Consider the following 11,319-nt stretch of genomic DNA (forward strand, 5'->3'; position numbering starts at 1 on the left):
CTCGTTAATCCTGCGTTATTCTTATACGATCATAATAATTTTGCGCAACGTCCCGGATGCCCCGCTCAAAAACAGCCATAATTGTCACTGCTTTTTCCGGTAACGGTTCATTAACGGTAACCTTCATCAAACCACCGTTAATTGTATCAGCCGTTACCTGCGGATGAACCCCTGCAATTTGCTCAAGGCAATTCACCGTATTAATCGCTAATACCGATGCTGCCGCACAAACAATATCTTGACCGTACGGTCCTGCGTCGGCATGCCCCGTCATTTGGAATGCTACTAACTGATTATCATCATACGTTAGCTTTACGGTAATCATCGTTAACGCTATTATGCTTTAATACTGTCAATGACGACCTTGGTGTATGGTTGCCGATGACCTTGCTTGGTGTGCTGGTGCTTCTTTGGCTTATACTTAAACGTAACAACCTTCTTTGCCCGGCCCTGCTTTTCAACAGTTCCCGTAACACTTGCACCATCAACAAGCGGTGAACCAATCTGCGGCTTGTCACCCCCAACGAAGATCACCTCGTCAAAAGTTACCTTGTCACCAGCCTTGGCATCCAGCTTTTCAACGTAAATCGTTTGTCCTTCTTCGACCTTTAGCTGCTTACCACCAGTTTTAATAATTGCGTACATTCTGTGCACCTCCCTTAATTGACTTAGACTCGCCGTAATGTGGTGGGCATTTGCCACTTAAAAAAACCTAAAACGTGCGGTTGCAGTTGTGACATGCACAAATACAACGGGTACATGTTATCAAATAATCATTCATCCGTCAATTTTTACTTAATTAATTCGTAAATTGATTCGGCATAAATTGCCGCCGCCTTCATGATATCCTCAACCGGCATGTATTCATCCACCTGGTGCATCATGTTCGGGCAGTCCGGAAAAAGTGCCCCAAAGGCTACTCCCCGCTTCATCAATCGGCCATACGTTCCCCCACCAACTACCTCGGCAGGAGCATCCGTTCCCGTTTGGCGGTGGTATACGCCAAGAAGCGTTGTAACCAACGGGTCGTCTAATGCAACGTAATGCGGCGCCATCGCTTCCCCAACACTAATTACAGCATCCCACTGGGATGTCACACGATCAATTGCTGTCCGAATTGTTGCTGGCTCAATTCCTTGCGGATACCGGAAGTTAAGGGTAATTGATCCGGTTTGGCCAGCAGTAAAGTTTAACAGTCCGGCGTTCATGGTGAGATCTCCCATCACCGGGTCGCTAAAGGCAGCACCAAACTTTTCTAACCGCGAAGCCTCGTGCAGGTAATTTACGATAAACGTAATAAAATGAGCGGCATCGCCCCCAAAATCATAGTTTTTCAAGAATGTAGCCAGATACGTCCCGGCATTAATTCCTTCCCGTGGCTCCATCCCGTGGGCAGCTTTCCCGGTAACTGCAAGCGTTAGTCTATCCAATGTCCGCGTTGCTTTACCACTTACAGGGGCTGTTTTTATAAACCGGCTAAACGCTTGTTCAATTTCGTCTAAGCACGCACCACTCACCGTCGCCTTCGCATTGCCAGGAACCATATTTTCGCGTAATCCAGCGGTAAATTGGTGTAGCATTACGGTCCCACCATTTGTTCCCCCAAACTTAAGTTTCAGGCTAACATTGCCTTTCTCCCCGTTAATTAAGGGAAACTCGGCATCAGGCGAGAAACCAAAATCTGGTGCAGGCATGTGGGCAAAATAATACTTCATTCCCCGCCAACTACTTTCTTCATCCGTTCCTAGAATGAACCGTACCCGTTTGGTTACCGGCAACCCTGATTCTTTAACCACCTTTAACCCGTAGTACGCTGCCATGCTTGGGCCCTTATCGTCCATCGCTCCCCGGGCATAAATCTTACCATCCTTAATAATCGGATCAAACGGCGCGTGACTCCACCCGTCACCAGCAGGCATCACGTCGACGTGCCCCAAGATTCCCAAAGTTTCATTTCCAGTACCAAACTCGATATGTCCCGCCATCCCATCAACGTTCTTCGTTTTAAATCCGTCCCGGGTACCCAACGCCAAAAAATGGTCAAGGGCCTGCTGGGGACCAGGACCAAGCGGTGCATCCGGGGTTGCTTGCCTCTCATTCCGAACGCTTTTAATCCGTAACATTGCCTTGAGGTCTGCTAATAACTCGTCGCGGTGTGCTGTAACCGCCTGCTGCCAATCATAACCCATTGCGAAATTGCCCCCTTTGTGAATAGTGCCTTTATTTTACCATAGTGTTCCCTGTTCCTGTGGTATGCTGAACCCATGGAGGGATTGCAATGCATCAAATCACAGCGAACGTTTTATCACGAATAATTACCCCACGGCCCCGGCAAAGTCATAAGGGAACCTATGGCCGGGTTCTTTTAATCGGCGGAAATACAACCATGGGTGGCGCCATTTTAATGGCATCCCGCGCAGCAGTAAACACGGGCGCAGGCCTTGTTGTGTGTGCCACTGCGCCAGCCAACCAAACTGCCCTCCATGTTGCCGTCCCTGAAGCACTATTTACATCCCTTTCAGACCAGCACGCAATCCTCGCGCAAGCTAAAAAGGCCACCGTCGTTGCGGTGGGACCCGGATTAGCACTGACGTTAACAAACCAAGCCCTCCTCAAAAAACTTTTCAAAACGGTAACCGTCCCGCTTATTATTGATGCGGGCGCGCTAACCATATTGGCTGCACACCCCGCTTTTCTTGCAACAACAAATGCTCCTGTTATAATGACCCCTCACCAGATGGAATGGCAGCGCCTGAGCCGAATCCCAATTAGTGAACAAACACCAGCACAAAATTGGCGGATGCGCTCACGTTTGGGAGGAACCCTTGTTCTAAAGGGCGCACCCACCATGATTTACCATACTGACAACACCGTGGGCCAGCTCACCGTAGGCACCCCCGCAATGGCAACCGGGGGGATGGGCGATACCCTCACAGGAATCCTTGCGGCATTTTGTGCACAATTTACCTCTCCCCTTAAAGACCGGGTTGAAGCAGCAGTTTACCTCCATAGTGCCCTTGCCACAGAATTAGCCACAACCCACTACGTCGTCACTCCTACGCTTCTAAGTAGCCAAATCAGTTCGTTCATGCGGCGGTTTATATAAATCTGTAAAAAAAGCAGGCGACTGCGACTTATGTCACAATCGCCTGGTTTTAACTACCATTCAAGTTTTATTTTACAAATTACCGAATATGGAACACGCGCCGTAACCCAGCAGCCCGGCTCCCTAAAACATCATCCGCAACGCGTGACCGCAGGCACAAATAGCCGTACAATGCCGCCCCGATAATTCCGGCAATAATAATCGTAATTACGGCTTGGAAACGACTAAAGATATTGAAAACGTGTCCGCTCAGCCACACAAAGGTTAGCACAACAGCGAACATAATTAAAGCATATTTCATTAATGAATTAAATGTCTGATGTAAATGGATAATATTTAAATTATAGGCATAGTACAAATACCTAAACATTAGCGTAGCTGCAACAAGCATTCCCGTTCCTGTCGCTAATAGAGGACCATATGCATGTAACAAAACAGTCAATGGGATCTGTATGACTATCTTTGTAACAAAACCAATCAAGGCGTATCGAACTGCTCTCTTATTTTCATACATTCCCTGTAATGTAGCGCCCATTAATGATGCCAAACCAATTCCAATCGCCGTATAGGATGCCACACACAGTACAAAGATTCCTTGAAAATTAAATCCATAGAACAAAACATACACCGGTCGGCTAATTGCCGCCATACCTAAAGCCGCAGGTAACATTACCAAAAGAAAAATTTCAATCGCATCAATTAACTGTTTTTTTACTAGCTTAACATTTCCTTTTGTAACTAACTCAGACAAAACAGGCACCGATGTCTCCCCCATTGCAATTGCAAGGGATACAACAATCATAATTAACTTATTAGCATTACCTGCGAACAATGCATATAAATTATTAATATCATGAACACTCAACCCTGTTGTTACCTGCATAACCGGTTGAAAAGAAACTAAGTCCACTAAATTGTAAGCATTAAAAGCAGCGCCAACAATAATGAATGGAATTGACTGCCTGATAACACCACGAATTATCGAACCATCTGATACAATTAGCTTATTGTCGCTTTGAGCTACTAATAAATCATTCTGCTTCCTTTTTTTCACAAAAACGCCAACAAGTAATAGTAACCCAACACCCGCTCCAATAAATGCAGCAAAAGTTGATTGAATAACAGCATTTTGATAACTACCATGCCATACCCGCATTATCAAAAACGTAGCAAGCAAAATATAAGTAATCCGCGCAACTTGCTCAACCAATTGAGATAGAGCCGATGGTGCCATATCCTGATAACCCTGAAAATACCCCCGCGTTAAGCTTAAAGCGGGAATTATAATCAGAGCAACTGCAAGGGAGCGATACACCGGAATAACAGCACGTGATCCCTGCGTAATGTACGGCGCCCCAATCCACATTATTCCAGCACAAATTATTCCAAATAACGTTAATATTGTTAGGCATTTTCGATATAACCGTCGCCCAATTCCGTACTCATTTTTCGAATTGTAATGCGCAACTTGTTTAGATACTGCATCTGGCACTCCAGCCGTCGAAATCATTAAAAACGTGCTATACAATGTGTATCCCTTAGTGTATAAGGCATTAGCCTGAAGACGGTTGGGGCCCAACCATGCATACCACGGAATTACGTAAATTGCCCCCAAAATCCGGGAGAAGATGCTTCCGATTGTTAACCATGACGATCCTCGTAGCATTTTTTCCTTAGCAGAAACATCCTGTTGCTTGGCCGTCGCAATCGTCCCAGCCGTTGTTTCATCATTTATGTGTGTATGTGTTTCGTTATCCACGCCGTACGTTCCTTTCCGTTTAGTTTTACTCATTTTCCAGCGCTTAAAACGCCGCATAAACACCTTACCACAAACCACAACTAGGGGGAAACTTCATCCTATTGTAAACGGCGGCGGGACCACTTAAGTAAACTATATCCGCCTAAAAGGACAGCCACCCAAATAACAGCAAAAACTAACGCTAACAACGTCGACGGTTGCATTACCAACAATCCCAAAACACCAACGAAAAAGAGCACTGTTAGAATTGTTGTCCACGGGTATCCTGGCATCTTAAACGTTGTTGTCAAGTGCCGTTGCTTAAACTTCGCATGGCACCACAGAAGCGCTAACCACACAAAAACAAAACTTACAGTCGCAACGCTGGAAATGATGGAAAAAATTTTTGCCGGAAGAACATAATTCAAGAAAACAATGATTAACAAAACTGCTGACGAGAATATAAGTGCGCTTACCGGAACGCTTCGGTTATTCGTCTGATGCATCCGCTGAGGGGCAAAATGACTCTGAGCAAGAACAAAAAGGGTTCGACTAGTACTGAAAAGTGTACTATTACATGCTGATAACGCTGCCGTTAACACTACAAAGTTAATGATTCCGGCTGCAGCCTTCACTCCCAATGCACTGAATACCTGCACAAACGGGCTGGCAGTGGTTGTAACCTTATTCCACGGATAAATACACATCAATACAAACATTGAACCCACGTAAAAGAGAGCGATCCGCAGCAACAGAGTATTAATTGCCTTGGGGATGTCACGGTGAGGATGAGCAGTTTCACCAGAGGTTAACCCCACCATTTCAATCCCAGTAAAGGCAAAAATCACCATTGGTAATGCACTAAGAATTCCCCGAATTCCCCGGGGAGCGAACCCCCCGTAGTTCACCAGATTACGCATTGTTACCACCTGTCCGCCTATATGAGCGTGTAAAACAAGGAGCACCACTCCAGTCACAATTAAGGCAAGAATGGCAAAAACCTTAATGCTTGAAAACCACGATTCAAGTTCACCGAAAAGGCCAACACTTAAGAGGTTAAACGTCAATAAAACCGCAACGATTACCAGCGCCGTTACCCACTGCGGAATCCATGGGAACCAATATTTAATATAGATTCCACTTGCCGTTAAATCTGCCATTGCCAAACTTTCCCAGCATAACCAGTAGGTCCAGCCAACAACAAATTCCCACCGTTCACCCAGATACTCGCGAATAAACTCGATAAACGATGATTTACCAGTATCAGACAACACCAGCTCGCCAATCGCCCGCATCATAAAAAAACAGAATAACCCGGCTAACGCATATAATCCCAACAAGGCGGGACCAGCGGCATGGATTGCCGTTCCAGAGCCCAAAAATAACCCAGTTCCGATTGCCCCACCAATCGCAATCATCTGAACATGTCGGGAAGATAACTGGCGAGCTAACTTATTTTCACTCATTTTCCTTCACTCCACTCCGTTTTCGTTCACTAATCATTTCTTCAAAAATAAAATTGTGCCTTTAATTATACCGCAACCTCCCGTTAAAGCGAACCAAACCTGGCAAATAGTCACTAAAACGTTCGGTTATAAGTGGAATTTCCACCATTAACCGAACGTTTTATCATCGTATTCTAATTAGCCACTATGTTAACCAGCTTGCCTGGAATAACGATTATTTTCCGAATTGTCTTTCCTTCAAGGTGATGGCGTACCTTTTCATCCGCTAACGCTTGTTTTTTAAGTGCATCCTTCGTGATGTCCTTCGGCGCCGTTAACTTCGCCCGTAACTTTCCGTTAACCTGAACGATAATTTCAGCAGTGTTTTCTTCCAGCTTACTCTCATCGTAGGTCGGCCACTGGGCATACGCAATACTTCCAACGTGTCCCAGTTTCGTCCACAGTTCTTCTGCAATATGAGGGGTTAACGGAGCAATTAACTTCACGAATCCCTCAACGTATTCAAGTGGTAGCGCATCAGCTTTATAGCACTGGTTAACGAAAACCATCATCTGTGAAATCGCCGTATTAAAGTGTAACTGCCCAAAGTCGTCCGTTACCTTCTTTACGGTTTGATTGTAAATTCGGTCAAGCGAACCATCGTTTTCAGTTGTCACTCGATCACGTAACCGGTCCTGCTCATCAATTAACAGGTTCCAAATCCGCTTAACAAACCTATGAGCACCACTCAAACCATCCTCACTCCATGCGATGGAAGCATCCAGTGGGCCCATGAACATTTCGTACAAACGCAGGGTATCCGCCCCGTACTGCTCAACAATATCGTCCGGGTTAACTACGTTTCCCTTTGACTTCGACATCTTTTCGTGGTTATCGCCAAGAATCATTCCCTGGTTAACCAGGCGTTGGAACGGCTCCTTTGTCGGAACAGCCCCGAGATCATACAAAAATTTATGCCAGAAGCGCGCGTACAGAAGGTGCAAGACGGCATGCTCCGCTCCCCCAACATATAGATCCACTGGTAACCACTGCTTTAACTTATTATAATCAGCAAGAGCCGCCTGGTTATGCGGATCAACGTAACGCAAGAAGTACCACGAACTTCCAGCCCACTGTGGCATGGTATTCGTTTCACGCCTTCCGTGCCGACCGTTTTCATCAACAACGTTAACCCAATCGTCTAGGTTAGCCAACGGACTTTCTCCCGTCCCAGACGGCTTAATGTTATCCGTCTTAGGAAGCCGTAGCGGCAACTCATCCTCCGGCACAAGGGTCGTTTCCCCATCATCCCAGTGGATTACCGGAATCGGTTCTCCCCAGTACCGTTGCCGGGAGAACAGCCAATCGCGGAGACGGTAATTAACCTTCTTGTCACCAACACCGTGCTCCTTCAACCAGTCGATCATCCGGGTAATGGCCTCTTGCTTCCTTAACCCATCAAGAAACCCTGAGTTAATGTGCTTACCATCGCCGGTATATGCTTCCTTTTCCAGGTTGCCCCCTTCAATTACGGGTTTAACCGGTAAATCGAATTGCCGGGCAAACTCATAATCCCGGTCATCGTGCGCCGGAACGGCCATCACAGCTCCTGTCCCGTATGATGAAAGAACATAGTCCGCAACCCAGATCGGAATCCGCTCTCCGTTAACCGGATTAATTGCATAACTTCCGGTAAAGACTCCCGTTTTCTCCTTTGCAAGGTCGGTCCGTTCCAGATCGGACTTATGCGCCACTTCTTCCAGGTACTTATCCACGGCAACCTGATGTTCTGGGGTGGTAAGGTGCTTTGTTAGCGCGTGTTCCGGTGCCATCACGATGTACGATACCCCATAAATAGTATCTGGCCGTGTCGTGAAAACCTCAATTTCGGCATCTTCATCCCCAGCAACTGGGAAGTTAACCCGTGCCCCCACAGAACGACCAATCCAGTTCCGTTGTTGCTCCTTAATTGCTTCCGGCCAGTCAAGGTCATCCAGGTCGTCAATTAACCGGTCCGCATAAGCAGTAATCCGCAGCATCCACTGCCGCATTGGCTTCCGAATAACCGGGAAGCCACCCCGCTTCGTTTTTCCATCAATAACCTCTTCGTTAGCCACAACGGTCCCTAAATCAGGACTCCAGTTTACCGGAACCTCTGCTTCATAGGCTAATCCTTTTTCGTACATTTTCTCAAAAATCCACTGGGTCCACTTATAATAGTCCGGATCCGTCGTATTAACTTCCCGGTCCCAATCATACGACAACCCCAGTGACTTAATCTGCCGCCGAAAATTATTAATATTCTTTTTGGTAAATTGGCGGGGGGAATGTCCCGTTTTTAACGCATATTGTTCAGCCGGTAATCCAAACGCATCAAATCCCATCGGATGAAGAACGTTATACCCTTGCATTCGCTTCATTCGCGCTAAAATATCCGTTGCCGTGTACCCCTCAGGGTGCCCAACGTGCAATCCCTGACCAGACGGATACGGAAACATGTCTAAAGCATAATAGTTTTTCTTATCCGGATCTTCCGTTGTTTTAAACGTCTTATGCTCATCCCAGTAACGTTGCCACTTTTGTTCAATCTGCTTGTGATCGTACGCCACGATTTATTCGCCCCTTACTTCTCTTAATTAAAAACGTCCTGCCGGGAAACTCCCGACAGGACGCTTACGCGCGGTACCACCCATCTTCTAGTCCGCAGAGCGGTACTAGCACTTTTTCTTTTAGTTCACTTAATCATGCACAGCAAGTTCGGGGGCATCCCTATGACCTCACAGCACCGATCACTCTCTGAAAAGAATTTACACCCTACTACTCTGTACCACCCAATCATAACAAAGCCCCTACTTGGATTCAAGCGCCTTAACTGCCTGCTTTAACTGCTCAATTCGGTCGGTATGCTCCCACGGAAGGTCGATATCCGTTCGGCCAAACGCACCATATGCGGCGGTTGGTTTATAAATTGGTCGCCGTAGATCAAGCATCTGAATAATTCCTGCTGGACGTAAATCAAAGACTTGCCGCACCACTTGTTCAAGGAGCGCTTCTTCAATTTTGCCTGTGCCAAACGTATTTATGTTTACCGAAACAGGCTGAGCAACTCCAATTGCATACGCTAGCTGAACTTCAACTTCGCGGGCTAATCCAGCCGCAACAATGTTTTTTGCAATATACCGGGCTGCGTAACTTGCTGACCGATCAACCTTGGTAGCGTCCTTTCCGGAAAAGGCACCGCCACCATGGTGGGCCGCCCCGCCATACGTATCAACAATTACTTTTCGTCCGGTCAATCCAGCATCACCGTGGGGACCACCAATTACAAAGCGTCCCGTTGGGTTAACCAAAAACCGGGTTTTTTCATCAAGCAAATCGGCAGGAATCACCTGCTTAATAACACGTTCGACCATGTCACGACGAATCTGATCGAGGGAAGCCGTCTCCAGGTGCTGGGTTGAAAGAACAACCGTATCTACCCGAAATGGACGATCATCCTCACCGTATTCAACCGTTACCTGTGTCTTAGCATCCGGCCCTAAGTACGTTAACTCTCCTGATTTACGTATCTGAGCAAGCTTAATCATTAACTTATGACTCAATTCAAGAGCTAACGGCATTAACTCGGGTGTTTCATCGGTTGCGTACCCAAACATTAACCCTTGATCTCCAGCGCCAATCTGATCAAGCGGGTCTGTATTCCCGTCCCGTTGTTCCAATGATGCATCAACGCCCTGCGCAATGTCCGGGGACTGTTCATCAATCGCCGTCATTACCGCACATGAGTCACCATCGAATCCAAAACGGTTGTCTTTGTATCCAATTTCCTTAATGGTATTCCGCACAACCTGCTGGATATCAACGTATGCCGTTGTTGAGATTTCCCCGACGACAACAACCAATCCTGTTGTTACGGTCGTTTCACAGGCAACCCGTGCATTAGGGTCCTGTGTCAATAATGCATCAAGAATTGCATCGCTAATTTGATCCGCAACTTTATCTGGGTGCCCTTCTGACACTGACTCTGATGTAAATAAATGTTTCTCGGTCATTTAAAATTCCCCCAAAGATAATTTGGTTACAAGGCATCTTCACGATTGTGAATCCTATCGGGAAATGGACTTATAACAGTCCTAGTCTAACACAAACAGCAGGGCAATGTAGGACATCATACATTACTTGATATTTAGTATGGTTAATTAAAAGCAATAAAAAACCGCCGCAATAGCGACGGAAAAATAATTAAGTCACACGGTCGTACCGAGAATCGAACTCGAATCTCCGCCGTGACAGGGCGGCGTCATAACCATTGGACCATACGACCATAATTGCGGGAGCTGGATTTGAACCAACGACCTTCGGGTTATGAGCCCGACGAGCTACCAGACTGCTCCATCCCGCGATAATTTTACCTCTAAAGGAGGGTGAGAGATTCGAACTCTCGCGCCGAGTTGCCCCGACCTGACGGTTTTCAAGACCGTTCCCTTCAGCCAGACTTGGGTAACCCTCCGTAAAAAGTGACCCGTACGGGATTTGAACCCATGTTACCGCCGTGAAAGGGCGGTGTCTTAACCACTTGACCAACGGGTCATAACGGAGAAGGAGAGATTCGAACTCTCGCGCCGTGTTACCGACCTACACCCTTAGCAGGGGCGCCTCTTCAGCCACTTGAGTACTTCTCCAATATGGGCCTAAGTGGACTCGAACCACCGACCTCACGCTTATCAGGCGTGCGCTCTAACCAGCTGAGCTATAGGCCCAAATATTTAAATAAAGCGGGTAACGAGAATCGAACTCGCGACAACAGCTTGGAAGGCTGTGGTTTTACCACTAAACTATACCCGCATGGGTCAAATGGCGCGGGACAGAATCGAACTGCCGACACACGGAGCTTCAATCCGTTGCTCTACCGACTGAGCTACCGAGCCATTTATAACGGTCGTACCGAGAATCGAACTCGAATCTCCGCCGTGACAGGGCGGCGTCATAACCATTGGACCATACGACCATAATTGCGGGAGCTGGATTTG

The 11,319-nt window shown here is 46.8% G+C and carries 8 protein-coding genes, 9 tRNA genes, 1 riboswitch and 1 other annotated feature; of the genes, 1 reads left to right on the plus strand and 16 read right to left on the minus strand.

Annotation, left to right across the window (positions count from 1 at the left end; all coding sequences use genetic code 11):
- Nucleotides 1-4 precede the first annotated feature (4 nt).
- The 3 genes from ACI3E1_RS03265 to pepV all read right to left on the minus strand — a co-directional run bounded on the left by ACI3E1_RS03265 (nucleotide 5) and on the right by pepV (nucleotide 2,189).
- Complete coding sequence (locus ACI3E1_RS03265; protein WP_405024248.1) at nucleotides 5-325, minus strand: ribosomal-processing cysteine protease Prp; 321 nt, start codon at nucleotides 323-325, stop codon at nucleotides 5-7.
- A gap of 11 nt (nucleotides 326-336) precedes the next feature.
- A complete protein-coding gene (rplU, locus tag ACI3E1_RS03270; protein ID WP_405024249.1) occupies nucleotides 337-645 on the minus strand; it encodes a 50S ribosomal protein L21 in 309 nt (102 codons plus the stop codon).
- A gap of 15 nt (nucleotides 646-660) precedes the next feature.
- Nucleotides 661-737: a sequence feature (ribosomal protein L21 leader region), on the minus strand.
- Nucleotides 738-791: 54 nt separating this feature from the next.
- Nucleotides 792-2,189 carry a dipeptidase PepV gene (gene pepV, locus ACI3E1_RS03275; RefSeq protein WP_405024250.1) on the minus strand — a complete coding sequence of 466 codons (1,398 nt, stop codon included), beginning with the start codon at nucleotides 2,187-2,189 and terminating at the stop codon, nucleotides 792-794.
- Between the two features lie 89 nt (nucleotides 2,190-2,278).
- Here pepV and ACI3E1_RS03280 point away from each other — a divergent pair, with 89 nt between their 5' ends.
- Nucleotides 2,279-3,106 (plus strand): NAD(P)H-hydrate dehydratase, encoded by an 828-nt coding sequence (locus ACI3E1_RS03280; RefSeq protein WP_405024251.1) that lies wholly within the window; start codon nucleotides 2,279-2,281, stop codon nucleotides 3,104-3,106.
- 79 nt (nucleotides 3,107-3,185) lie between these two features.
- Here ACI3E1_RS03280 and ACI3E1_RS03285 read toward each other — a convergent pair whose 3' ends face one another.
- From ACI3E1_RS03285 to ACI3E1_RS03345, 13 genes are all read right to left on the minus strand, one after another.
- A complete protein-coding gene (locus tag ACI3E1_RS03285; protein WP_405024252.1) occupies nucleotides 3,186-4,865 on the minus strand; it encodes an oligosaccharide flippase family protein in 1,680 nt (559 codons plus the stop codon).
- Between the two features lie 98 nt (nucleotides 4,866-4,963).
- Complete coding sequence (locus tag ACI3E1_RS03290) at nucleotides 4,964-6,310, minus strand: amino acid permease (RefSeq protein WP_405024253.1); 1,347 nt, start codon at nucleotides 6,308-6,310, stop codon at nucleotides 4,964-4,966.
- A 173-nt stretch (nucleotides 6,311-6,483) separates the two neighbouring features.
- A complete protein-coding gene (gene leuS / locus ACI3E1_RS03295; protein WP_405024254.1) occupies nucleotides 6,484-8,898 on the minus strand; it encodes a leucine--tRNA ligase in 2,415 nt (804 codons plus the stop codon).
- 240 nt (nucleotides 8,899-9,138) lie between these two features.
- The gene (gene metK / locus ACI3E1_RS03300) at nucleotides 9,139-10,341 is read right to left on the minus strand and encodes a methionine adenosyltransferase (protein WP_405024255.1); all 1,203 of its coding nucleotides are present in this window, start codon (nucleotides 10,339-10,341) and stop codon (nucleotides 9,139-9,141) included.
- Nucleotides 10,339-10,422, minus strand: a riboswitch (SMK box riboswitch). Its footprint overlaps the gene before it by 3 nt.
- 119 nt (nucleotides 10,423-10,541) lie before the next feature.
- Nucleotides 10,542-10,613: transfer RNA gene (locus tag ACI3E1_RS03305), tRNA-Asp, on the minus strand.
- A gap of 4 nt (nucleotides 10,614-10,617) precedes the next feature.
- Nucleotides 10,618-10,691 (minus strand) — tRNA-Met (locus ACI3E1_RS03310).
- 16 nt (nucleotides 10,692-10,707) lie between these two features.
- Nucleotides 10,708-10,799, minus strand: a tRNA-Ser gene (locus tag ACI3E1_RS03315).
- A gap of 8 nt (nucleotides 10,800-10,807) precedes the next feature.
- Nucleotides 10,808-10,879 (minus strand) — tRNA-Glu (locus tag ACI3E1_RS03320).
- A 4-nt stretch (nucleotides 10,880-10,883) separates the two neighbouring features.
- Nucleotides 10,884-10,971: transfer RNA gene (locus ACI3E1_RS03325), tRNA-Ser, on the minus strand.
- 4 nt (nucleotides 10,972-10,975) lie between these two features.
- Nucleotides 10,976-11,049, minus strand: a tRNA-Ile gene (locus tag ACI3E1_RS03330).
- A gap of 14 nt (nucleotides 11,050-11,063) precedes the next feature.
- Nucleotides 11,064-11,134: transfer RNA gene (locus tag ACI3E1_RS03335), tRNA-Gly, on the minus strand.
- A 10-nt stretch (nucleotides 11,135-11,144) separates the two neighbouring features.
- A tRNA-Phe gene (locus ACI3E1_RS03340) sits at nucleotides 11,145-11,217 on the minus strand.
- Between the two features lie 8 nt (nucleotides 11,218-11,225).
- Nucleotides 11,226-11,297: transfer RNA gene (locus ACI3E1_RS03345), tRNA-Asp, on the minus strand.
- Nucleotides 11,298-11,319: the final 22 nt, after the last annotated feature.

Source organism: Ligilactobacillus sp. LYQ139 (assembly GCF_045033025.1).
Lineage (GTDB): Bacteria > Bacillota > Bacilli > Lactobacillales > Lactobacillaceae > Ligilactobacillus.